Origin of the sequence: Candidatus Amarolinea aalborgensis, from assembly GCF_900491745.1 — a bacterium.
Taxonomy (GTDB): Bacteria; Chloroflexota; Anaerolineae; order SSC4; family Amarolineaceae; genus Amarolinea; species Amarolinea aalborgensis.
In genome coordinates, this window is the sequence record NZ_UETR01000008.1 from 155911 (window position 1) to 176856 (window position 20946).

Genomic DNA, 20946 nt, shown 5'->3' on the forward strand with positions numbered 1-20946 from the left:
ATAGCGTCATAGATTGTTAAGCCGGAACCATTTGAACTTGGTCTGCCACCACCCACGCTGCGAACTGCATCGCCTGGCGAACGTCCTCGGTTTCGAGTTCTGGGTAGGCGTCAAGCACATCCTGGAGGGACTTGCCGCCTGCCAGCATTTTGAGGATAACGCTCACCGAGATGCGCATTCCGCGTACCGTTGGCTGACCTAGACACACGCGCGGATCCACAGTGATGCGGTCAAGTTTCGTCATTTGATTCAACTCCTTCGACTGATTGTACTCGATTCGCTCGTTCAACACAACACGGAGCGTTAACCCGTACATACGCCCACCCCGCTGGTCGGCTCGGTGATGCGGGAGAGGATCTTGAGCAGGGTGGACTTGCCCGCGCCGTTGCGGCCGATCACGCCGACGACCTCGCCCTGCTTCACCTCGAAGGAGACATCCTTGAGCGTCCACAGGTTGGTTTCTTCTTGCCACGAATTACTCGAATTAGACGAATTAGCTTGTCCTTTTCGTGAAATTCGTGGCAGGGCGTTCACCAGAGCGTCGCGCAGGGTGTCGTGGCGCTGCTGGGCGCGGCCGATGGTGTAGAGCTTGGAGAGGTTCTCGACACGGATGGCGATGTCGGTCATGGGCGTCCAGCCCTAGAAGTATCCAGTCGTAGACGATCGATCAGACGTTGAACAGTGATCGTTTCAATGCCCCTCTCACGCAGAGCGTCTATCAGGTCCAAATCACGGGTCATGTCCTCGTCGCGACTGACTGCATACGCTGCCTTGCCTTGAACCGCCGTTTCCAGAATGATGTCGTCGTTAGGGTCTCGGCAGAGCCTGAGTTCTCCTGAGACCGGAACCAGTTGCACCACAGCGGCAACGCTTGCCAGGTAAGCGTCTACCTCTGTCTCTGTGGAACGGCGCATCTTCATGATCCGGGGTCTCAGCAGGACTTCATACAACTCCTCCAGCATCGGCAACGAGCTAATGATCGAGAAGCTACCAGTCTTTCCGGCGTGGATCAAGCGCGCAGGGAAGCCTTCTGGGTTCAAGAATGCTGAGACCCAAACGCTAGTATCAATGACCACGACGATGGTCATTGCGTACCTCTCTGACCTCTGAACGCGCCACAGTGATTTCAGCCTCGATCTGTTCGGCTGTGTAGTCGCTGGGTCGCCGGTGAACTTCCTCCAACAACTCTTCCAGCGCTCTCCAGCCTGCAAGGCGGCGTTGAGCCTCATCGGCCGCCAATGCGCGCCAATGTTGGTATTCCTCGAAGGAAACCATGACCGCCAACGGTTGCCCCTCTTGTTGCAGGATTAGTGGCTGTTGCAAATCCGCGACGGCAGTGCCGTAGGCGGCGGCAGCTTCCGAGATTGACAATGTCGTGGTCATCGCTCAAACCTTGTTCGCAACGCGTGTATCTGAGATGTCATAGTTGCCTCAACGATTTGCAGGGCCATTGCTGACGCCATCGGCGGCGATACTGCACCGCAGAGCACCAGCAAGCACTCCGACATTTTACCATGGACAGCACTTTCACTGAAACTGCGCATCCCCCACCGCCAGCATCCTTCGACTTGCTCAGGACAGGCTCTCATCCACCAGCAGGATCTCCGGCTCCAGGTGGGCGACGACGGCGAAGGCCAGGCGCACGACCATGCCGCTGGAGCCTGCCCTGAGCTCCGTCGAAGGGACGCCGACGACCTCGCCGCGCTGCACCCTTCGATTGCACTCAGGGCAGGCCTCGAAGGAGACGTCGCGCAGGGCCCAGAGGTAGGTGCTTTCTTGCCACGAATTACGCGAATCAGACGAATTGCTGCCTTCTTTTTGCCACGAATGACTCGAATTAGACGAATTAGCATTTCCTTTTCGTGAAATTCGTGGAACCTGTCCTGAGCCGGGCCGAAGGATTCGTGGCAAAGCGTTTACCAGGGCGTCGCGCAGGCCTGTCCTGAGCCGTGTCGAAGGGGTGTCGTGGCGCTGCTGGGCGAGGCCGATGGTGTAGAGCTTGGAGAGGTTCTCGACGCGGATGGCGATGTCGGTCATGGGGTGGATGAATGTCCTCAGACTTCTTTTGCAGCCTGCAGAAGCTCGGTATAGAGCGCGGCGCCAATGCGAAAGTCGGCAAGATCGCGCAACTGATCCATGGCCTCACGCAGAGACGGTAATCGTCCATCCAGGCGCGCCTTAAGCAGGATGCCCAGCACGCCTGTCACCTTCAGTCCCAACGATTTGGCAGCTCGACGGGCATCCCGTTCATCAAGCAACAGCCAGTCTGCGTGTTTCTGCAGCGCCAGCGCGATAGCCTCAGCTTCACCCCCATCCAGATCCCGGCGCAGGATCGCCACGCGCACTTGGTCTCTGACGCGCTCAGTCAACAGCCATCTGGCCTGTCGCGCTGCGCGCACAGCTACCGAGCCCGGCAAATCTTCCTCGATGCGCAATTCATCGGTGACTGCTTGCGGCAACCATACCTTATCGAACTGCTGTTGCAGCAGATCAAGACGGCCGATGATGGCCAGGTTGAGCACTGGTGACGTGTTACTGACCACGAGCATAGATCAGGTCATCCTCAAGATCTTCTTTGCCATAGTGACGCGCCACACCACGCTGCCCAAGCGTGTGCGCGAACTCTCGTCTTGTCGCGCCTGCCAACTCACGGGCTTTGCCGAATGGCAGAACCTCCTGGGCATAGAGGGCTACTGCGAGTTCGAGCAGGAGACCTTCCTGCATACGTTTCTCGGGTAATCGGATCGCTTGGGCGACGGAATCCGGTACTTGTAGATATAATCCCATGGCTATTTCCTCCTGCACGCGCGGCTCAGCGCGCCCCGACCTTTGATTTATGTCCCACGCCGACGCGCTTCCGGCCTGCTAACCTGAAAATAGGCCGCGGATGAACACGGATCGCCACGGATTGCCTGTTTTCATCCACGGTTGTGCCACCGGGGCATGGGCAACTAACCTGATTATACCATGCCGAAGCCCGAGGTACATGATTTGTTGAGCATACACCAGGTGCGCGGCGACGGCGAACGCCAGGCGCACGACCATGCCGCTGGAGCCTGCCCTGAGCACTTCGACTGCGCCCAGTGTAAACTCTGTCGAAGGGTAGCGCTTCACCGGCGTGTCCAGGAAGCGCTCGATGCTTCGACTCACTCAGCACAGGTCTCGGCGAAGGCGACGATCCTTCGACTGCGCTCAGCACAGGTCTCGGCGAACGCCACGATGCTTCGACTGAGCTCAGCACAGGTCTCGGTGCGCCGCATTCCCAGGCCTGTCCTGAGCCGTGTCGAAGGGGTGTCGTGGCGTTCTTGGGCGCGGCCGATGTGGTAGAGCTTGCTCAGTCCTTCGACTCGGCTCAGGATGCAGTTGTCGACGCGGATGGCGATGTCAGACATGGGGGCGCGGCTCCAAATCATTAGAAATCATTAGGCTATCGTTAGGTCTGCGACGCCAGCCGATAGAATCGCCCCCGCCCCTCACCGACCGCCTCCATGAGTTGTTTTTCCGTTAGCATCTTCAAATCCATCGCAGCAGTATAATTGGACACCTTGAACAGATCGCGATACTCGCGATTCGTGATCCGTCCATGTTCCCCGGCATAGAGCACAGCCTCCATCTGACGTTCGCTCAGATTCTCTGCCCAGGCCGGTCGAGTTGTTACCTCCGCCATGAAGCGATCGCCTGGCCCCATTAGCGTCACGCGAAACTCGCTACCCACTTCTTCAAATTGAGGCTTTGGCAGGCCATGGGTCTCCATAGCCGCCGCCATCCGCCGCACCCCGGTGCCCAGCCGCTCGATGTAGCGACTACCCAAGTCCCGAAATACACCTACCACGATCGGGTTGCGCAGCACCGATTGGGACTCCAGCCGCCGCATCTTCTCCAGTGAAACCCCCGGCAGCAGTGTGCCCGGGCTGTACACTTCGATGCGATCATCGAACATGAAGACCCGGATACGCTGTCCGCTTCGACTGTAATCTCGATGCACCACGGCGTTGACGATGGCCTCTCGCACCGCCGCTTGCGGATATTCCCGGTACTCCACGCCGGCAAAGCCCTCAATGCGCCGGCCGATCTTCATATGGCGATAAATGAACTGCTCGGCGTCATCCACCAATTGATACAGCGGGCCGCGCAGGTCACGGCGGTCAACATAGCTGACGACATCGGCGCCCTTGAAGCGGACACAGGCCACCTCGGCCTGGGGGAGGTGGCGCTGGGGATCCTCGGTAAAGAGCATGACGCCGGCGTTGGTCGGCATCCATGCATCTCCCGACCGCGCCAGGCCGCCCAAACTGCGCAACGCCTCTTCCCCGGAAAGCCCCAACCGTTGGCCGCTCGCCGCCTCGCGCTGCCGGAGATAGGCTGCCATCAGCGACTGCGAGAGGTCGGCGATGGTGACGCCTCGACACGGCAGCGCCTCGAAGCCGCCCTCATGACCCTCGACGTATAGTCGTCGCACTTCCGCGTCCTGGGCTTCCCGATTGGTGGAGCCGATGCGCACATAGGGGCGCGTTTCACCGCTGGCGAGATAGGGCTTATGTGCGCCCTGGGGGCAAGTCACCACCACAAACTCTTTGCCCTGATATGCGAGAACCTCGATAGCCGGCATGACATCCAGCGAACAGCGCGCCCGCAGAATGTTGACGATCCCACCCTCGATCCCTTGCGGGTTAGCCACCCCGACCCGTTGTCGCGTCTCATCCGCCACGCCGAAAATGATCGTGCCGCCGCGGGTATTGTAGAAGGCGGTGACCAGTTTGGCGAGGTCCGAAGAAGCGGGCATCTCACGCTTGAACTCCAGCGTTTCACCTTCCCGCTGGCCCAGCAGGCGTTCGAACTCCTCAGGCGTCAAGACGTCGCTCCTCTTTCATTTGCCAGTTCGGATCGAGAGCTAAAAAGGTGGGCGACGACGGCGAAGGCCAGGCGCACGACCATGCCGCTGGAGCCTGCCCTGAGCACTTCGACTGCGCTCAGTGTAAACTCTGTCGAAGGGTAGCGCTTCGCCGGCGTGTCCAGGAAGCGCTCGATGCTTCGACTCACTCAGCACAGGTCTCGGCGAACTTGCGCTCGATGCTTCGACTCACTCAGCACAGGTCTCGGTGCGCCGCATGCCCAGGCCTGCCCTGAGCCTGCCGAAGGGGTGTCGTGGCGCTGCTGGGCGCAGCCGATGGTGTAGAGCTTGGAGAGGTTCTCGACGCGGATGGCGATGTCGGTCATTATTCAGCTTTGTATGTGGACAGGAATTGCGACACCACCGCCATCACCGTTTGCATATCGGCGATTGGGTCGCCGATGAGTGGGGAAGGGTGGATGTTTCCTTGCGCATCATGGTGATGGTGTGGATACGTCGCGATGGAACGAAATTCTTCCTTGTTGTCCCAACGCAGCAGCGGGATGTCCGCAAATAACTGGTAGGCGTAGTCAATGTGGCCTCGGTTGAAGTAGATGCGTGCCTGGAAGTTCGTCTTGCCGGTGAATTCGGCCCGGATCTTGAAGATAAATTGATTGGCGGCGAACTCCCGAGTCTCGATTTCGGTCACCCGTTTGCACAAGGGATGTGCCTGAAGTGCCGCGCTCAACACTCCAAGCAGAGACGGCAGAGAAGTCACGCGGCGACCTCTTGACGTACCCCAAGCCAGCTTTCCAGCATTTCTTGGGCTGCCTTCCAATCCAGCCAATCATCCTCTTCCCGCATCACAGCCTGGCCGAGAGCCTGTCGTTGGCGCGGCTCCAGTGGGCTGGTTTCCAGCAATGCAGAACGCTCGTGAAGATACGCGTCGAAACGCTCGAAAGGCATGCCGTACTTGCGCTGAAAGCGGGTCACTTCCCGCTGCAACGATACGACTTGACGCAGCACATAGTCACGCACCAGCTCTCGTGCAGCTTGTTCTTCGGTGGCAAAAATCTGTCGTCGAACCAGTGGCTCGACAGCGCTCGCAAAGGTTGTACCCATCTCAAAATCCCTCCCAGTCATTCGACTCCAACACAGCCATTCTATACTGTCTACGCGCCGCGCCGTCAACTGATCTCTGCCTTTACTTTACCTCGCAGGAGACGTCGCGCGGCGCCCAGAGGTCTTTCGTATTCCACTGTGCATGCCCACAGTCCATCCAAACGCCCCTTGAGCTTGTGCGTTTTTGGCTTTGGCTGAAACGGGTCAACGACAAGCTCGTCGAGGGAATCCAGGATCTATTCTTGTAGGTCGCGATCGTTGCGCGTACGCACCTTGAGCGCCCAGCGAAAGCTGCTATCCCAGACCAGCTGCCTCATGCTTCCATCTCTCGGCGTAGATCGTCTACGGTCCCGTAGCTGGCGCGGCCTACCCGAAAGGCCTGCAATGTTGCTGGCGCATTGTCAGCGATCTCGCGACGCCGGCGATCGGTCAGTCTCTTGCGCACGATCTCGATGGTCGTCTCTTGATCGTCAGGAGGTAAACGATCAATCACATCCAGGGCTGCCTCAAACGGCGTTGTTGGTGTCATGGTCACACTCTGCTCAAGTCTCTCCATGTTGTTGATCTTCTGCTGCTCGCACAAGTTCTGGAGCATATCAATCTGCCGACTCGCCAGCCGCGAATACATCTGTAGTTTACCACGATCAGCATTTCTGCTGAAACTGCCCATCTTCCCCTGCCAGCATCCTTCGACTTGCTCAGGACAGGTCTCCGGCTCCAGGCGCCGTCCTGAGCACTTCGACTGCGCTCAGTGTAACTCTGACGACGGATGCGCGGCGACGGCGAAGGCCAGGCGCACGGCCATGTCGCTGGAGCCTGCCCTGAGCACTTCGACTGCGCTCAGTGTAAACTCTGTCGAAGGGTAGCGCTTGACCGGCGTATCCAGGAAGCGTTCGATGCTTCGACTCACTCAGCACAGGTCTCGGCGAAGGCGACGATGCTTCGACTGAGCTCAGCACAGGTCTCGGTGCGCCGCATGCCCAGGCCTGCCCTGAGCCTGCCGAAGGAGTGTCGTGGCGTTGCTGCGCGCGGCCGATGGTGTAGCGCTTCGAGAGGTTTTCGACGCGGATGGCGATGTCGGTCATAGCAAATGCGGAATCTCGAATCTGGAAACTGGATTGTCGTGGTGAGCGGGATATTTCAGCGCACGCCGGTGAATACTATCGGGCGATGCACTAGCTCAGAGCGATTCCGGCGCAATTTGCTCCAGGAATGCCGCAAAAGCAATCAGTTCAGCACGCAGCATCTCCCAAAGAGGCAGCAATCGCTCCAGTAATCCTTGCATCTTGCTGGGCACGAGGTTGGTGGCATAGATATTCCGCACGAGATGCCGAAAGCGCCGGTATTCATCGAGGCTTGCCGCGACATGTGCGCTGATCATTGCCGGGCGAATATCTGATATCTCCTGCGCCATGGCGTCAACTGACTGATGCCGGTCGAGCCCGGCCGCTGGTCGGCTCGGTGATATTGAAGATTGAAGATTGAAGATGGCGGGGACGCAGGGAATCTGAAATCTGCAATCACATGGTGTACAGTACTCAAACAAATCATTGTCAACGGGCTTGACAAGCAGTTTCATGCCCGCACCATACCACTGTCAGCGCCATTCGGCTTGTTCAGAGCTTGCCCTGAACGGAGTGAAGGGACAAGCTCTCATCTACGCTTTCTTGAGTGCAGCCCGCGCCATGCCGATCTCTGCCTCGATCTGTTCCGGCGTGCAATCGCTCACGCGGCCCTGGACATCCTTGAGCAGCATTTCCAGGGCCAGCCAGCCAGCTTGTTGGCTTTGGGCCTCATCCACAGCCAGCGCGCGCAAGTGTTGATACTCGTCGAAGGCCACGATCACAGCGAGGGGTTGGCCTTCTTGCTGCAAGATGATCGGATGTTGCAGGTCAGCAACGACCGTGCCGTATACGGCGGCTGCCTCCGAAACGGACAGGGGCTTTTCCATGTTCAGTCTCTCTCGATCACTCAAATTCGACATGCCCATTCTACCCCCCGTGTGTATCCTGGCGTCAACTCACTTATGCGGGTCGGGTGCATTTCAATTTCGGGGCGTAGCCCCAGAGGGACTTGCACCTCGTAGCCGGATGGCCTTTGGCCTCAGGCGGGGTTGCTCGCCCGATAGCGTGCGCACAACCAACGCCGCCCGACCGTGAACGGATCGGGCTACAAGGTGGAAGGCCCTATCGGGCCTGACGGCGCGCAAGGGGTTTGTATTTCGTGGCGGGCGCATTTCAGTTCCGCTGCGTAGCCGGCTTCGGTTGGGCTTGGAGGTGGTTGCAGCGGCCTTCGACAAGCTCAGGCCCCGTGCGGTGAGCCTGTCGAACCGTGCGGTGAGCCTGTCGAACCGTGCGGTGAGCCTGTCGAACCGTGCGGTGAGCCTGTCGAACCGTGCGGTGAGCCTGTCGAACCGTGCGGTGAGCCTGTCGAACCGTGCGGTGAGCCGCTCACGACGAAGCCTCAATCGCTCGACGTCGGACCCGCCCCCAAACTGAAATGCACCCTGGGGGTCTCGACCAGGCCACCCGTCGGCTCGGTGATGCGAGAGAGGATCTTGAGCAGATGTCGAATCTGGAAAGTCGAATGTCGAATGGCTTATTGCGCCGCCGACACTCCCCTTCGACATTCGACATTCGATATTCGACATGGCATCCCGCAGCGTGTCGTGGCGCTGGTGGGCGCGGCCGATGCGGCCTGCCCTGAGCCAAGTCGAAGGGTAGAGCTTGCTCAGTCCTTCGACTCCGGGCTGGCGTCCTCCGCTCAGGATGCAGTTTTCGACGCGGAGGGCGATGTCGGTCATGGAGAATGCTATGCCGCAAGGGCCAATTCGTATGCAGCCAACATCAACGGCTGGCCAGTCACATTGGCATACAACACGTCTGGATCCAGATCAGCGCCATTGGGCCAACAGATGGTCCCGAGGTCCGGATTCACGCGCACCTGCAAAAAGTATTCCCGATCTCGGAGAGGGTCAAAAACACCAGTGAACTTGACCAAGCTCGCAACATCAACACTCCCTTCCACACCATCTTCGAAGCGTAGATGGAGACGGTAGTTTTCTAGCGGCTGTACATGGGTGATATCTTTTAGCATTATATTACTCCAATGGCTCGATTCTATGTAGTTCTGCTTGTTGGCGTGCCCGCAGCCAGTTTGCCATCAGTTCAGCCTGGTGGCGTGAAGCCCATTCCATGATCAAGCCGAACACCCGCGGCGGCAATCGCCCCTCCAATAGAGTTAGCGTTTGAATACTGATCAGCGCTTTATGGTCGCTATATCGAACACGGAAGTGTGGAGGCGCATGATCATTAGTAGTTCATCGTGATGATAATCCCAAAAAAGCGCGATATCTCAGGCATAGACGACTCCCAGGGTCGGGATGGCGCCATAATCGCTGTCATCATATTGCGCCCTCTCTTACCTCAGATCGCGCCATCCCAATGTCGGCTTTGATCAGGCTCCCCAGCACCTCATCCACCAGCAGGCTCCTTCAATATAGCTCAGGACAGGTCTCCGGCTCCAGGCGCCGTCCTGAGACTGCCGAACGATGCGCGGCCACGGCGAAGGCCAGCCGCACGCGCCGAAGGCGTGCCGCTGGACGCTAGGCGGCGCCTTCACCGGCGTGTCCAGGAAGCGCTCGATGCTTCGACTGAGCTCAGCACAGGTCTCGGTCCGCCGCATGCTCAGGCCTGCCCTGAGCCCGCCGAAGGGATCGCACCGTTCAGGAAGATGTTCTCCCGTCCGGTCATCTCGGGGTGGAAGCCGGCGCCCATCCTTCGACTCGGCTCAGGACAGGCTCTCCTGCAGGGAACCGACCCGGCCGTGGATCCTTCGACGTTGCTCAGGACAGGTCTCGGCGCGACAGCTCGTCGGCTCGGTGATGCGCGAGAGGATCTTCAGCCCTGCCCTGAGCTGCGTCGAAGGGAGCCGTGCTCTTCCCCGCGCCGTTGCGGCCGATCCCTGCCCTGAGCACTTCGACTGCGCTCAGTGTAAACTTCGTCGAAGGGACGCCGACGACCTCGCCGCGCTGGATCCTTCGATTGCACTCAGGACAAGCCTTGAAGGGACGTCCCTGAGCGCCCAGAGGTCTTCCGATTTTTGCCACGAATTACGCGAATTAGACGAATTACTGCCTTCTTTTTGCCACGAATTACGCAAATCGGACGAATTATCTTTCCCCTTTCGTGCAATTCGTGGAACCTGTCCTGAGCCGGGCCGAAGGATTCGTGGCAGGGAACTCACCAGCGCATCGCGCAGGGTGTCATGCCGCTGCTGCGCGCGGCCGATGTGGCCTGCCCTGAGCCGAGTCGAAGGGTAGAGTTTGCTCAGTCCTTCGACTCGGCTCAGGATGCAGTTCTCGACGCGGATGGCGATGTCAGACATGGGTGATGAATGATGTTAGCTGGACAATATGAGATGTTAGATGATGGAAAGCACGATCAGGCAACCTGATAGATGGCAGGTTCTTCATGCAACGCGAGATAAGCAGCAAATGCATCGCGCGAAAGATCGGCATCACGCAGGATTTTGCGCAACAATCCACGGCCAATGTCCTGGCTGAGGTGATTCGGTACCGTCACGGATCTTCCATCTCTGTGCTTAAGTCGCACGTGGCTCCCCGTTTGGCGTTGCACCTGGAATCCCGCCCTTTCCAACGCGCGAATCTTCGCGGGCTGTTAGCATGGGTAGGCTAGCCATCAAGCCATCACTCGCTGCACGCCGATGAATTCTATCGGGCTATACTCCGGATCCACGTCAAGACACATCTCGATGACGTCTCGTATGTTCGTCATTAACTCGTCAATGGTTCGACCCTGACTATAGCACGCCCGCAATTGAGGTACTTCACCCACGTAAAAGCCATCCTCATCACGCTCGATGACAACGTAGAATTCGGGTCTGGTGTGGTTCACGGAAACACGCTCCTCTGTAATCTGTAATCTTCCATCCTCCCTATATCACATCCGCGAACGTGCGCTCGGTGTTACGGAAGAAGACGACGCCGCTGAGCAGGACGACCAGGCTGATCGCCACAGAGATGCCAAACAGCGGGCCTGGCGGGACAAAATCGGGCATGCTGCCGCTCAAGAGCGCCCAACGGAAGCCTTCGACCACGCCGGTCATGGGGTTCAACGCCAGCAAGAAACGGTAGCGCTCTGGGATCAATGAGCTTCCGTAGACCACTGGCGTGACGTACATCCAGATTTGCAGCATGAACGGGATCAGATAGTTCACGTCCCGGTATTTGACGTTCAGCGCGGCCAACCACAGGCCAAACCCCAGCGCCGTGACGACCGCCAGCAGCAGGAACGCGGGCAGCCACAGCACGTTGGGTGTCAGCGGCACTCGGTAAACGATCAGCAGCACGATGAGCACCCCAAAACCAATCGCAAAGTCTACCAGCGTCGAGATCACGCCCGACAGCGGGATGATCAGCCGCGGGAAGTAGACCTTGCTGATCAGATTGGCGCTGTTCACCAGGCTACCGCCCACGCGACTCAGGCTGCCCGCGAAGTACTGCCACGGCGCCAGCGCAGCTAACGCGAACAGCGCATAGGGCGCACCGCTCGACGGCACCTTGAGCAGCCCGCCAAACAGCAGCGTGAAGATCACGGTGCTCAGCAGCGGCTGCAGCACGATCCACAGCACGCCAAGCGCGGTCTGCTTGTAACGCACCTTGATGTCGCGCCAGGCAAGAAAGAAGAGCAGCTCGCGATATTGCCACACGGGGCGCAGTTGGAGCGAGGCGAGGCCGCGCGTCGGTTCAATGATGGTGATCGAAGATTCAAGATTCAAGATCGAAGATTCAAGATTACGTTGGGAGTTCGACATCATAAGCGCTTTCGGCCTCTCGGAGGCGATGGGTTGTAGCCTGGGATTCGAGATAGGTCATGTGTCTTCAGTCTGTAATCCTCAATCTGTAATCCTCAACCCGTGCCGCGGTCTCCTTCTCCCCAATCTCGCGATACCACCACACCCGCAGTTGAAGTTGGCCCTGGCTGATGTCCACGGTTTGCCACAGGGCGGCTGCGCCGGTCATGTCGCCGGCGATGGCGTGCAGTTCGCCTAACAGCTGCCGCGTGGCCCGTTGACCAGGAGCTGCGGCATAGGCAGCCTCCAGGTGCTGGCGTGCCGCCGCGTAGCGCCCTAGCGACAGCTCGATCTGCCCCAACCGCCGATTGGCCGCGGCGTTGTGCGGATCAAGCGCCAAGGCGGCCGCGTAACGAGCCATGACCGGCGCTAACTCGGCCGCCCGCGCGCGGCGCAGCGCATCCTGGATGGGCCACGTGGGCCATTGGTAAATCCCCAGCTCGATCTGTGTCTGCCGCAGCGCGCCCAGGTTCGCCTGAAAGGCCGCGCGGGTCTGCGGCAGCAGGGCGATCAGCAACGCGACCGCGCCGAGGGCCGCCGCGACGCGGGCCGGTTGCCCGCGCTGATGCGCTGCCCCTGATCGGCGCACGGCGCTCGTCCGCGCCAGCAGTGCGAACGGCGCAAACAGGAGCAGCACCCCGCGGCTGCCGTAGAAGGCATCATCCACCAGCCCGTGCACCACGATTACCGCCAGCGAGACGAGCGGCGCCAGCAAGATTGCTCTTTGGAGGGCTGATTCCTCCTGCCAGATCGCGATTGCGTGCTTCACGGCCAGCGCCAGCAGCCCCAGAAAAATCAGCAGCCCTGGCAGCCCCTGCTCGATCCAAATGTTCAACAGAAGGTTGTGACTGTGGATCGTGTGGCCGACATGCAGCAAGAGCACGTAGCTGGAGAACGTCATCTGAAAGCTGGCCAGTCCGCTGCCGGTGAACGGCGTGTCGAGCGCCAGGTCCAGGCTGTTGTGCAGCAGCGCGAGCCGTTCCGCGGCCGCGGCTCGACTGAGCTCGCCGAAGTCCGCCGCCAGGCTCGCGCCCAAAGGCGTCAAAGTCAACGTAGCGCCTGCGACCGCCAGGAAGAGCAGCGCAGCGACAAGAGGCAGCCAGGCGCGTGCCATGCGGCGGTTGTTGAGCCGTGCGAGCAGCGCCCAGCCGGCCAGGCTCAGGGCTAAGGCGCCCCAGGCCCCGCGCGATCCCGTCAGCAGCAGGGCGATCAGCGTCACGGCGATCAGCGGCCAGCCGGCCCGCGACCGGCGCACGGCCGCCATCTGCATGGGAATCAAGGCCGCCAGCAGCCCACCGGCCACGTTGGGGTGCAGCGCATGGGTAGACCACTGCGGCTGCCAGCCGGCCAGCCAGGCCGTCAGCGGATCAAGCCAGGGCAGCTTGCCGGCCCAGCGCACCCAGTCGTTGGTCAGCAGAAAGTAGACAGCCAACGCCGCGGGCAGCAGCGCCAGGGTCCAGCGGACGGGGTCAAACGCGCGGGAACCAAAACGGACGCGGGCGGGCGTCCACGCAAAACCGCCGAAAAGCCCCAAGCCGCCGATCAACACCCAGAATTTGGCCCAGGCAGCCGTCGGGTTGAAGGCCAGGAGCGCGCCCATCAACGCGGTTACGCCGAACAACAGCACGCCTGCTTCCAACGCCCCCAGGCGCGCGCGCGGTGCCGCGCGGGTCAAGCGCTGAACGGCCAGCCCCAAGCCGATCAACAGCAAGGGCCACGGCCCCAGCGCGGGTCTGACATACCAGAGCCCGCCGGCGATCAGCGGCAGGGCCAGGATGGCGGCAGCCAGGGTCGGCGCGGCGCCAGCGCCAGCTTCTGCGGTCCGGCTCGTGGGCGTCATGCGGCCTGCATCGGTCAACTGCGCATGAATTTCAGCGTCTGAAAACCGACGCTGAGCGCGCTCTTGAAGCCTTCCCACGAATTCATGCCCTTGAGGAAGGTGAGCATCGGCCCCGGACGCAGCGACCATTCACGTGTGGCGCGCTTCTGCCAGTATTCCAGCCGCTCGGCCGGCAGACCAGGATAGTCGAGCACGGTAGACTGATCCATGTCCACCTCTTCCCAATTCGTGCCCGGCCGGAACCAGCCGTTCTGTACTACTTCGTAGAAAAACGGCGTGCCAGGGTAGGGCGCCGCAATGTGGAACAGGCAGATGTCCAGCGGCAGCGATTTGGCGTAGGCAATCGTTTCCTGGATGGAATCCTCGGTTTCGCCGGGCAAGCCGATGATGAAATAGCCCCAGTTGTGAATGCCGGCGGCCCTGGCCCAGCGCAGCGCCTGCACGACATGCTCCTTGCGGTAGCCTTTGCGAATGCTCTTGAGGATTCGTTCGTTGGCGCTTTCGATGCCCCAGGAGATGTACCAGCAGCCCGCCTGGCCCATCAGCCGCAGCATCTCCTCATCCACATAATCCACGCGGCTGTTGCATGTCCATTTGACCTTCAAGCCGCTGGCGATAATCAGCCGGCATAATTCAACCACCTGCTGGCGATTGACGGTGAAGAGATCGGCGTACATGTGCACGTGGTGGATGCCGAGATCGGAGAGCACCCGCAATTCTTCCAGGATCAACTGCGGCGAGCGCACGCGCACGCTGGTCTGATAGGAGACGTGCTTGATGCAAAACTTGCACCCGGCCGGGCAGCCGCGGCTGGTGACGATGAAGGTAAACGGGCCTTTGATCATCGGCATGCGCTGCTTGTCCAGCGGCAGCAGGTGATGGAGCGGGATCGGCAGGTCATCCAGGTTGGGAATGAACGGCCGGTCGGGGTTGATGACGATCTCGCCTCGGTCACGCCAGGCCAGACCGAGGATGGATTGGAGATTGGAGATTGAAGATTGAAGATCAGGGGAGGGAGCGTCTTTTGTCTTGGCTTCGCCAACTTCAACAGGCTGCCGGAGCGTGTCGAGCAGTTCGCGCAGTGTTAGTTCCGGTTCTCCGCGCAGGATGAAATCGAGCGCAGGAAAGGGCCGCATGGTCTCCAGGGTCAGCGGGGTGACGTGGGTGCCGAAGGCGATGGTTTTGGCGCCCAACGCCTTGGCCACGAAGACACCGTGCATGTCGTTGCGGAGGGTCGGCGCGGTGACCTGGGTCAGGTAGTATTGGGGTCGTTTTTGATCCAACAGCTTCTCGAAGGTCGGCCAGTCCATGCGGGTCGCGATGCAATCCACGATCTCGACTGTGTAATCAGGAACCAGCAGCGCGGCCAGCTGCGCCAGGCTAACCTGCGGCCAGATCATGTTTTCGCGACTGCGCCGGCCCACGCGATGCTGACTGCGGATCCAGATGCCGCCATCGGGCGCGGGCGGATTGACCAGCAGGATGTCCACCGAGCCGGCCGGCCGGCTGGATGACGTCAACGTTTGCACGACCGTCCCAGCGTCAGGAAACCGTGCGGACGGCAGCGGCGGAATGCGGCGGGTGCCGAGGTTGACGCGCAGTTCGGAGGGAATCTCGGTCTGAGAAGGGGTGGACAGCGGTGCTTCTGGCATTAGGATTTGTTACCTTCCGACGTCAGGGTGGATGAACGTGAAAATGGGAGCGACTGCCCGGCGAAGCGTTTGGCGGCGGGTTTGGCGGTGGCCGGAAAGCGTCTTACTTGCCATTGCCCACCATGTCCCCGGCGATGCGTATCTCGCGCTGGCTCAGTTCTTCCAGCACGCGCATGATGAACCAGCCGATGACGAGCTGCACGCCGATGATGGCGCTCATGGCTGCGCCGAGCTGCCAAAACCAGAGCCGGTCTGCAGGCCAGCCCTGCAGACTGAGAGCCAGGCTGACGAGCGCCAAGCCAAATCCTGCCAGCAGAGCCAGCAGCCCCAGCCACCAGAAGTGCCGGTCGAGGGGCGGCTGAAAGATCGGCTTGCCAAAAAGGCCCTGGCGAATGGGCTGTTTGTAAAAGATCGCCACCAGGTAGTTGAACATGACGCCCAGGAGAAAGATGCTCACGCCGGCCACGCCCATGACCGCGCCGGCGAACAGGGCAAAGACGCCCCAGGGCGACAGGGTCGTGATCCCCTGCACGCGCTGCGTTACGACCCACAGCGCCACGGCGATAGTCACTGCCAGGTTCGCCAGGCCAATCATGCCCAGCAGCCGCACCGGATTGTAGGTCAGCGCGGTCCAGACGATGGACTGGGCAAAGCGCATCCCGTCGCGCACCACGCTGAGCTTGGAGCGGCCCTGCCGTTCGCTGTAGGCAATGGGCACCTCGACCATCTTGAGGCCTTCGTGCAGCGCGCGCGTGCTCATTACCGGGGTCAGATTCAGCCCGTCGGGCAGGGGATAGAGGCGTTCCAGGATCGCTTTCTTGAAAATCCGCATGCCGCTGGCGGAGTCGGTGATGCGTTGCGCGCTCACCAGGCTAACCAGGTTGGCGAAGAGGAGATTGCCCACGCGGCGCACCAGGGGCATTTCGCTGGCCGCGCCGGCCATGCGCGAGCCAATCACAATGTCTGCGTCCTGGCGCAGCGCCGCGGCCACCAGGTCAGGGAAGGATTCGGGCGGGTAGGTGCCATCCGCGTCCAGGAAGCCGATCCATTCGCCGGCCGCAGCCGCGAAGCCGGTCTTGAGCGCCGCGCCGTAGCCGCCGTTGACGCGGTGACGGATCAGCCGCACGCCTGGCGTGGCATTGACGCGCGCGGCGGTCTGATCGCGTGAACCATCGTCCACCACGATCAGTTCCAGATCGCTGACGCCCACGGCGGCCAGCGGCGGTTGCGCGGCCAGCACACGCGCCAGCACGGCCTGGATGCCATCTTCTTCGTTGAAGGCCGGGATCACGATCGAAAGGGTGGTCATGGCAAGTTTCCTGGGGCGGACATGGGTGCGTCAGGCGACCGAAGTCGCGGCTTCGTACATCGGGCCGCCCTGCGGCGGCAGACGGTAGAGATTGGTTGGGTGGCAGTCGTCGGTCGGCGCAGAGCCAATTTCGTACGGGTGGCTGCGGTAGTTGAAGATTAACAATTTATCCAAACATATAGCCGACATAACGACAGGTTTTCTTGAGCGGACAGGCTGCTGCCGCACAAACGCCTTGAACTGAAGTTCAGGCTGATAGCGGAAGTCCGCTGAAGCGGACTGGGCGAAACTGGCGGGTGACCGGCCTGATTGTCGGTTTGTTTTGTTAATCTTCAAAAACCGCCGCTTACTCAGCGGTAGATCGGTTTGCCGACGTCGGCCGGGCCGGGCTGCCCTGGCTGGATTTCTTTCAATACCTTAGCAGGCACGCCGCCGGCGACGACATGCGGCGGCACGTTTTGGGCGACGACCGCGCCGGCGGCAATCACTGCACCGCGGCCGATGCGCACGCCATCGGTGATGATGGCGCCTGCGCCAATCCAGACGTCGTCTTCGATCGCGATGCCCTCCGCCGTGATGCCTTGTTCCACCATCGGCCGGCCAGGATCGTTGTAAACATGATTGACGGCCAGGATTTGCACCAGCGGCGCCGTGTACACGCGGTCGCCAATCGTGATGCCGCCCTGGCCGCGCAAGACATTGAGCTCGCCAATCAGGCTGTCGCGGCCGATGCGGATGAAGGCGTGCGGTAAATCGCGAAAATTGTAAACGTGCAGCACTGCGCCGTGCATCACAAAGGTGTTGTCGCCAATCGTGACCCCTTGCGGGCAGGCGTGCACATAAACGCCTTGGTCCAGGTAGACGTTGCGGCCCAGGTGGATATGGCTGGCAAAACGCAGACGCACCCCGTTCTCGATGGCGACGAGGCCATCCATGCGCAGAATCAGCCGGTAAAGTACAGCGCGCAGCCCGATGCCGATGAGCGTCGGCGCCCAACCAACCGCAGCAAAACAGGTCTGCTCCAGGAGGTAGTGGGCTGGTGTGGCCGCCTGGCGGCTCAGGTAGAGCGATAAGCCTTTCGGGATCGGCGCGCGTTCAGAAGGTAACGTCATAAGGTGAAGGTTCGAGCGAATGATTGTTGGCTTGCGCCAGTTTCGTTGCACCTCATTTGCATGAAGGCAATGCGCCGCCGGGCTGCACACCGCTCGGGGCAGCCTGGTCGGTTGATTATGGGGCGCATCGGAGCTTGAAAGCTGCAACGGCTGCACCAAAAAGGATCGGTGGGTAATGCAACAACGTGTCTTCCCGATTCATGCCCACTGGGTTGCTTCCAAGACCCTCGGCTTACCTCGGCCCTATGGAAGAACAACCCGTGCCATGCGTTCCAGGACCCAGGGAAAGAGGCCGACAATGGGCTTTCACCTGCATGGCGTCCGACGATGCCGGGAAACATCGTGCTTTTTTCACCTCGCCGTATGATAGCACTGAGCGGCGCATTGTGCAACTTGATCGCTGCAGAATCGGTCTTGTACAACTCCAAATGGACTCTTGAACATGATCGGGAAGTTGAACCCAAAGCCAATCCATTCTTCATCGGTTGTTTACAGCCGAATGTTATGATGGCAGCGTCGGGCCAATGAGCCTGAACAAACCAAGTCAACACATGGAGGCATGTAGATCATGTTCAAGAAACTAACAATGATGGTAGGCGCCTTGGCGCTCGTCGCCGCGATCGGCGTCATGACCGTGGGCACGTCGTTCGCCCAGACCCCGACCCAGACGCCAACGCCCAACACTGCGCCGCTGGCCGGCCCTGAATGGGGCCACGGCTTTGGCTTCGGGGGCGGCGATTCCGTCGCCACCTTCGACGCCATGGCAAAGGCGCTCAACCTGACGCCGACGCAGCTATTCGAGGAACTGCACAGCGGCAAGACCCTGGACGCCATCGCACAGGCGCAGGGCGTTGACCTGACCACGGTGCAAACGGCTGTCAATGCCGCCCGCGCGCAGGCGATGAAGGACAACCTGGCGCAGGCCGTCAAGGATGGCACGATAACCCAGGCGCAGGCCGACTGGATGCTGCAAGGTATCGAGAACGGTTGGAGCTTCGGCTTCGGTCACGGCGGGCGCGGCGGCATGCGCGGTCACGGCAGCTTGACGCCGGCGCCATCCACCACCCCCAGCACGACCCCAGGCACCGCATCGTAACGTCGAACTGACCAACTCCCGCGAACCGAATCCGTATGAAACCCAAGTCCCCTGTCTCACAACCTGAGATAGGGGACTTGAGCAAGAAACGGTAAGGAGAAAAATATGTTCAAAAGACTCTCTGTTTGGCTAATGGCAGCCGCCATTATCGCCGGTTCCCTCGCCCTCGGAATGACTGGCCCCGGCACGGCCCTGGCGGCCGGCCTTGGCCCTGATGATGCCCTCACCCCTGACAACCAGTGGACGGCGCTGGCGGCCGGCCAGCCGGCCTGGTACGCCTTCAACTATGCGGGCGATGGTTCGCAGATCGTGGTACGCATGGGCGTTGAGGCCAGCAACCCGGCCGCCTTCGAAGTCTGGACGCCCGACCAGTTGGCGCAATGGGCGCGCGGCGACAGCGTCAATCCGGTCGGCCGTGGCGCGGCCAATGAGCTCTTTGGCGGCGACCTGATTTGGACCGGCAATTTCGATACGCAAGGCACGTACTATGTGCTGGTCACGGCCGCTTCCCCCACGACCTATGCGCTGCAAATCAACGGCGCTGGGGTCAGCTTCCTGACGCCGGCCGCGCCCACGAAGGCTGAGACGGCCGCCGCGGCCACGGTCGCGCCCGCAGCGACAGCGGCCAACGAAGCGCCGAAGGCCGCCGTCAAGACCGGCCAGGGGCCTGCCGATGCCCTGACTGCCGCCGGCGACTGGTTGCCGTTGACGGTCGGCCAGACTGTCTGGTATGCCTTCACTTACCCCGGCGACGGTTCATCGGTCACGGTGCGCATGAGCCTGGGCCAGAGCGACTCGGCCGCTTTCGCCATCTGGACGCCGGATGCCCTGGCACGCGCCGCCCAGGATGACGCGGTGCAGCCCGTAGGCCGCGGCTCGGTCAGCGATTTGCTGGGCGGCGACCTGGTTTGGACTGGCAACTTCAACACCCCCGGCGTCTATTACGTCGTGGTGACGCAGACCGGCTCCGCGCTCGCCAACTACGCGTTGACCATCAACTAACCAAGCAACCGCCGTGTGGTCGCCCCACCCGACACGAAGGTTCCCGCTGCCGTCTCCGGCAGCGGGAACCTTTTTTGTTTTGCCTGCGGCCATGCCCAGTGGGCAGAACCATTCTTTGTTAGTATTATGTTGACTTGATCGAACACGTCTGGGGCTACTGGCAGAAATTGACAAAATTCCGCTAGTTTGCCATCATCAAATGATAATAATTCCGACGGCTGCACGTGAACACTGATGTGGGTTAGTTGACGGCTACAAATTCAAATGGCAAGGCGACATGAAGTCAGCGACTCGTCGCGAGTTTTCCCTGGCCTACCCCGGTGCTCACCTCACGACCATCACGACCAATAATTTTGAACCGTTTGTAAGTGAATCAGGTTTGATGATTTCCTAGAATCCTAGTAGAATTGCCTCAGAAAGTTTGGCGCTTTCATCCTGTCGCGATATTCAGACTCTCTGGTTAGTGGTGATATTCCGCCGAACTGAACATGGCTTTCTATGCTCTTCTGGGGCTTATCAGCTTGGTTGTCAGGCTTGAGGATGCAAAATGCCAACAGTGTTGGAAATTGAAGGTTTTCGATTCTTCTTTTATTCAGGTGATAGAAATGAGCCACCTCATGTTCATATTCGCAAAGCTGGACAAGAGGCCAAATTCTGGCTCAATCCTATTCGACCAGCTCACATCGGTCATTTCAAGCAAAGTGAGCGGCGGCGGATGATCGAAATCCTTGAAGAAAACCATGTTTATATCTTGGAGCAATGGAATGGACAGTTCAACAGCTAAGTATCTAATAGAAAAGTTAGCGCAGGCAGCGAAAGCCATTGATGTAAGACTCACCGAAGACGACCTGATTGTTGATTTGGAGGATGGTCGTACCATTTCAGTTCCTTTAGCCTACTATCCCAGGCTATATCACGGCAGCATCATGGAACGTAGAAACTGGACTATAGAAGGCGAGGGAATTCATTGGCCACAATTGGATGAGGACATCAGAACGGCCGATTTGCTAATTGGGCTCCACTCAGGTGAAAGTCAAACGTCCCTGATGCGATGGCTTGAAGGTCGAAAAGTCACGGCTTGACGACCGTTTCTCTGGTCATTTTGAGC

General features: G+C 60.1%; 29 protein-coding genes and 2 pseudogenes. 5 read left to right on the plus strand and 26 right to left on the minus strand.

Annotated elements, in window-relative coordinates:
• Window positions 1-16: 16 nt before the first annotated feature.
• The 16 genes and pseudogenes from ACPQ6D_RS12870 to ACPQ6D_RS12945 all read right to left on the minus strand — a co-directional run bounded on the left by ACPQ6D_RS12870 (window position 17) and on the right by ACPQ6D_RS12945 (window position 7904).
• Window positions 17-244 (minus strand): DUF433 domain-containing protein, encoded by a 228-nt coding sequence (locus tag ACPQ6D_RS12870; protein WP_423224735.1) that lies wholly within the window; start codon window positions 242-244, stop codon window positions 17-19.
• A gap of 80 nt (window positions 245-324) precedes the next feature.
• A pseudogene (locus ACPQ6D_RS12875) lies at window positions 325-627 on the minus strand (ATP-binding cassette domain-containing protein); the annotation flags it as partial.
• Window positions 624-1088, minus strand: coding sequence for a putative toxin-antitoxin system toxin component, PIN family (locus ACPQ6D_RS12880; RefSeq protein ID WP_423224736.1), 465 nt, complete (start codon window positions 1086-1088; stop codon window positions 624-626). The pseudogene ACPQ6D_RS12875 and the gene ACPQ6D_RS12880, both read right to left, overlap by 4 nt.
• A complete protein-coding gene (locus ACPQ6D_RS12885) occupies window positions 1066-1383 on the minus strand; it encodes a hypothetical protein (RefSeq protein ID WP_423224737.1) in 318 nt (105 codons plus the stop codon). Before ACPQ6D_RS12885 ends, ACPQ6D_RS12880 begins: the two co-directional genes overlap by 23 nt.
• 189 nt (window positions 1384-1572) lie before the next feature.
• Complete coding sequence (locus ACPQ6D_RS12890; RefSeq protein WP_423224797.1) at window positions 1573-2037, minus strand: hypothetical protein; 465 nt, start codon at window positions 2035-2037, stop codon at window positions 1573-1575.
• Window positions 2038-2054: 17 nt separating this feature from the next.
• Entirely contained in the window at window positions 2055-2549 is a 495-nt protein-coding gene (locus tag ACPQ6D_RS12895) for a PIN domain-containing protein (protein WP_423224738.1), read from the minus strand.
• Window positions 2533-2787 carry a UPF0175 family protein gene (locus ACPQ6D_RS12900; RefSeq protein ID WP_423224739.1) on the minus strand — a complete coding sequence of 85 codons (255 nt, stop codon included), beginning with the start codon at window positions 2785-2787 and terminating at the stop codon, window positions 2533-2535. Before ACPQ6D_RS12900 ends, ACPQ6D_RS12895 begins: the two co-directional genes overlap by 17 nt.
• A gap of 78 nt (window positions 2788-2865) precedes the next feature.
• Window positions 2866-3150 (minus strand): hypothetical protein, encoded by a 285-nt coding sequence (locus ACPQ6D_RS12905; protein WP_423224798.1) that lies wholly within the window; start codon window positions 3148-3150, stop codon window positions 2866-2868.
• Window positions 3147-3392 carry a hypothetical protein gene (locus ACPQ6D_RS12910; protein WP_423224740.1) on the minus strand — a complete coding sequence of 82 codons (246 nt, stop codon included), beginning with the start codon at window positions 3390-3392 and terminating at the stop codon, window positions 3147-3149. Before ACPQ6D_RS12910 ends, ACPQ6D_RS12905 begins: the two co-directional genes overlap by 4 nt.
• Before the next feature lie 41 nt (window positions 3393-3433).
• Complete coding sequence (locus ACPQ6D_RS12915; RefSeq protein ID WP_423224741.1) at window positions 3434-4852, minus strand: ATP-binding protein; 1419 nt, start codon at window positions 4850-4852, stop codon at window positions 3434-3436.
• A gap of 364 nt (window positions 4853-5216) precedes the next feature.
• Window positions 5217-5609, minus strand: coding sequence for a toxin-antitoxin system TumE family protein (locus ACPQ6D_RS12920; RefSeq protein ID WP_423224742.1), 393 nt, complete (start codon window positions 5607-5609; stop codon window positions 5217-5219).
• Window positions 5606-5953, minus strand: a complete 348-nt coding sequence (locus tag ACPQ6D_RS12925; protein WP_423224743.1) for a hypothetical protein — start codon at window positions 5951-5953, stop codon at window positions 5606-5608. Before ACPQ6D_RS12925 ends, ACPQ6D_RS12920 begins: the two co-directional genes overlap by 4 nt.
• 313 nt (window positions 5954-6266) lie before the next feature.
• Window positions 6267-6482: a hypothetical protein gene (locus ACPQ6D_RS12930; protein ID WP_423224744.1), complete on the minus strand. Its 216-nt coding sequence runs from the start codon at window positions 6480-6482 to the stop codon at window positions 6267-6269.
• Window positions 6483-6701: 219 nt separating this feature from the next.
• A complete protein-coding gene (locus tag ACPQ6D_RS12935; RefSeq protein ID WP_423224799.1) occupies window positions 6702-6863 on the minus strand; it encodes a hypothetical protein in 162 nt (53 codons plus the stop codon).
• A 270-nt stretch (window positions 6864-7133) separates the two neighbouring features.
• Complete coding sequence (locus tag ACPQ6D_RS12940) at window positions 7134-7532, minus strand: ribonuclease toxin HepT-like protein (protein WP_423224745.1); 399 nt, start codon at window positions 7530-7532, stop codon at window positions 7134-7136.
• A 78-nt stretch (window positions 7533-7610) separates the two neighbouring features.
• The gene (locus ACPQ6D_RS12945; protein ID WP_423224746.1) at window positions 7611-7904 is read right to left on the minus strand and encodes a hypothetical protein; all 294 of its coding nucleotides are present in this window, start codon (window positions 7902-7904) and stop codon (window positions 7611-7613) included.
• Window positions 7905-8223: 319 nt separating this feature from the next.
• On the opposite strand from ACPQ6D_RS12945, the gene ACPQ6D_RS12950 reads away from it, so the two are divergent.
• Window positions 8224-8451 carry a hypothetical protein gene (locus ACPQ6D_RS12950; RefSeq protein WP_423224747.1) on the plus strand — a complete coding sequence of 76 codons (228 nt, stop codon included), beginning with the start codon at window positions 8224-8226 and terminating at the stop codon, window positions 8449-8451.
• A gap of 313 nt (window positions 8452-8764) precedes the next feature.
• Here ACPQ6D_RS12950 and ACPQ6D_RS12955 read toward each other — a convergent pair whose 3' ends face one another.
• From ACPQ6D_RS12955 to ACPQ6D_RS13000, 10 genes and pseudogenes are all read right to left on the minus strand, one after another.
• The gene (locus ACPQ6D_RS12955) at window positions 8765-9049 is read right to left on the minus strand and encodes a DUF2442 domain-containing protein (protein ID WP_423224748.1); all 285 of its coding nucleotides are present in this window, start codon (window positions 9047-9049) and stop codon (window positions 8765-8767) included.
• 4 nt (window positions 9050-9053) lie between these two features.
• Window positions 9054-9315: pseudogene (locus ACPQ6D_RS12960) on the minus strand (DUF4160 domain-containing protein).
• Between the two features lie 1080 nt (window positions 9316-10395).
• The gene (locus ACPQ6D_RS12965) at window positions 10396-10590 is read right to left on the minus strand and encodes a type II toxin-antitoxin system HicA family toxin (protein ID WP_423224749.1); all 195 of its coding nucleotides are present in this window, start codon (window positions 10588-10590) and stop codon (window positions 10396-10398) included.
• Window positions 10591-10653: 63 nt separating this feature from the next.
• Window positions 10654-10869 (minus strand): type II toxin-antitoxin system HicB family antitoxin, encoded by a 216-nt coding sequence (locus tag ACPQ6D_RS12970; protein ID WP_423224750.1) that lies wholly within the window; start codon window positions 10867-10869, stop codon window positions 10654-10656.
• A 40-nt stretch (window positions 10870-10909) separates the two neighbouring features.
• Window positions 10910-11752, minus strand: coding sequence for an ABC transporter permease (locus tag ACPQ6D_RS12975; RefSeq protein ID WP_423224751.1), 843 nt, complete (start codon window positions 11750-11752; stop codon window positions 10910-10912).
• Window positions 11753-11855: 103 nt separating this feature from the next.
• Entirely contained in the window at window positions 11856-13667 is a 1812-nt protein-coding gene (locus ACPQ6D_RS12980; RefSeq protein WP_423224752.1) for an O-antigen ligase family protein, read from the minus strand.
• Between the two features lie 14 nt (window positions 13668-13681).
• Window positions 13682-15319, minus strand: a complete 1638-nt coding sequence (locus ACPQ6D_RS12985; protein ID WP_423224753.1) for a B12-binding domain-containing radical SAM protein — start codon at window positions 15317-15319, stop codon at window positions 13682-13684.
• 103 nt (window positions 15320-15422) lie between these two features.
• Window positions 15423-16628 carry a glycosyltransferase family 2 protein gene (locus ACPQ6D_RS12990; RefSeq protein WP_423224754.1) on the minus strand — a complete coding sequence of 402 codons (1206 nt, stop codon included), beginning with the start codon at window positions 16626-16628 and terminating at the stop codon, window positions 15423-15425.
• Window positions 16629-16658: 30 nt separating this feature from the next.
• Window positions 16659-16802, minus strand: a complete 144-nt coding sequence (locus ACPQ6D_RS12995; protein WP_423224755.1) for a hypothetical protein — start codon at window positions 16800-16802, stop codon at window positions 16659-16661.
• 176 nt (window positions 16803-16978) lie between these two features.
• Window positions 16979-17740: an acyltransferase gene (locus ACPQ6D_RS13000; RefSeq protein ID WP_423224756.1), complete on the minus strand. Its 762-nt coding sequence runs from the start codon at window positions 17738-17740 to the stop codon at window positions 16979-16981.
• A gap of 568 nt (window positions 17741-18308) precedes the next feature.
• Between ACPQ6D_RS13000 and ACPQ6D_RS13005 the strand changes: the two genes are divergently transcribed.
• From ACPQ6D_RS13005 to ACPQ6D_RS13020, 4 genes are all read left to right on the plus strand, one after another.
• Window positions 18309-18836, plus strand: a complete 528-nt coding sequence (locus tag ACPQ6D_RS13005; protein ID WP_423224757.1) for a hypothetical protein — start codon at window positions 18309-18311, stop codon at window positions 18834-18836.
• A gap of 105 nt (window positions 18837-18941) precedes the next feature.
• Window positions 18942-19838 (plus strand): hypothetical protein, encoded by an 897-nt coding sequence (locus ACPQ6D_RS13010; RefSeq protein ID WP_423224758.1) that lies wholly within the window; start codon window positions 18942-18944, stop codon window positions 19836-19838.
• 547 nt (window positions 19839-20385) lie between these two features.
• Complete coding sequence (locus ACPQ6D_RS13015) at window positions 20386-20622, plus strand: DUF4160 domain-containing protein (RefSeq protein WP_423224759.1); 237 nt, start codon at window positions 20386-20388, stop codon at window positions 20620-20622.
• On the plus strand, window positions 20603-20920 hold the full coding sequence (locus tag ACPQ6D_RS13020) for a DUF2442 domain-containing protein (protein WP_423224760.1): 318 nt from the start codon (window positions 20603-20605) through the stop codon (window positions 20918-20920). Before ACPQ6D_RS13015 ends, ACPQ6D_RS13020 begins: the two co-directional genes overlap by 20 nt.
• The last annotated feature ends 26 nt before the right edge of the window (window positions 20921-20946 follow it).

Bases quoted from the DNA above. Each gene is read 5' to 3' on its own strand.
- ACPQ6D_RS12880 (WP_423224736.1), bottom strand. From the start codon at position 1,088: ATGACCATCGTCGTGGTCATTGATACTAGCGTTTGGGTCTCAGCATTC.
- ACPQ6D_RS12940 (WP_423224745.1), bottom strand. From the start codon at position 7,532: ATGAAACTGCTTGTCAAGCCCGTTGACAATGATTTGTTTGAGTACTGT.
- ACPQ6D_RS12870 (WP_423224735.1), bottom strand. From the start codon at position 244: ATGACGAAACTTGACCGCATCACTGTGGATCCGCGCGTGTGTCTAGGT.
- ACPQ6D_RS13000 (WP_423224756.1), bottom strand. From the start codon at position 17,740: ATGACGTTACCTTCTGAACGCGCGCCGATCCCGAAAGGCTTATCGCTC.
- ACPQ6D_RS12930 (WP_423224744.1), bottom strand. From the start codon at position 6,482: ATGACACCAACAACGCCGTTTGAGGCAGCCCTGGATGTGATTGATCGT.
- ACPQ6D_RS12910 (WP_423224740.1), bottom strand. From the start codon at position 3,392: ATGTCTGACATCGCCATCCGCGTCGACAACTGCATCCTGAGCCGAGTC.
- ACPQ6D_RS12895 (WP_423224738.1), bottom strand. From the start codon at position 2,549: ATGCTCGTGGTCAGTAACACGTCACCAGTGCTCAACCTGGCCATCATC.
- ACPQ6D_RS12955 (WP_423224748.1), bottom strand. From the start codon at position 9,049: ATGCTAAAAGATATCACCCATGTACAGCCGCTAGAAAACTACCGTCTC.
- ACPQ6D_RS12945 (WP_423224746.1), bottom strand. From the start codon at position 7,904: ATGGAAAAGCCCCTGTCCGTTTCGGAGGCAGCCGCCGTATACGGCACG.
- ACPQ6D_RS13020 (WP_423224760.1), top strand. From the start codon at position 20,603: ATGGACAGTTCAACAGCTAAGTATCTAATAGAAAAGTTAGCGCAGGCA.
- ACPQ6D_RS12980 (WP_423224752.1), bottom strand. From the start codon at position 13,667: ATGACGCCCACGAGCCGGACCGCAGAAGCTGGCGCTGGCGCCGCGCCG.
- ACPQ6D_RS13005 (WP_423224757.1), top strand. From the start codon at position 18,309: ATGTTCAAGAAACTAACAATGATGGTAGGCGCCTTGGCGCTCGTCGCC.
- ACPQ6D_RS12985 (WP_423224753.1), bottom strand. From the start codon at position 15,319: ATGCCAGAAGCACCGCTGTCCACCCCTTCTCAGACCGAGATTCCCTCC.
- ACPQ6D_RS12890 (WP_423224797.1), bottom strand. From the start codon at position 2,037: ATGACCGACATCGCCATCCGCGTCGAGAACCTCTCCAAGCTCTACACC.
- ACPQ6D_RS13015 (WP_423224759.1), top strand. From the start codon at position 20,386: ATGCCAACAGTGTTGGAAATTGAAGGTTTTCGATTCTTCTTTTATTCA.
- ACPQ6D_RS12990 (WP_423224754.1), bottom strand. From the start codon at position 16,628: ATGACCACCCTTTCGATCGTGATCCCGGCCTTCAACGAAGAAGATGGC.
- ACPQ6D_RS13010 (WP_423224758.1), top strand. From the start codon at position 18,942: ATGTTCAAAAGACTCTCTGTTTGGCTAATGGCAGCCGCCATTATCGCC.
- ACPQ6D_RS12900 (WP_423224739.1), bottom strand. From the start codon at position 2,787: ATGGGATTATATCTACAAGTACCGGATTCCGTCGCCCAAGCGATCCGA.
- ACPQ6D_RS12885 (WP_423224737.1), bottom strand. From the start codon at position 1,383: ATGACCACGACATTGTCAATCTCGGAAGCTGCCGCCGCCTACGGCACT.
- ACPQ6D_RS12925 (WP_423224743.1), bottom strand. From the start codon at position 5,953: ATGGGTACAACCTTTGCGAGCGCTGTCGAGCCACTGGTTCGACGACAG.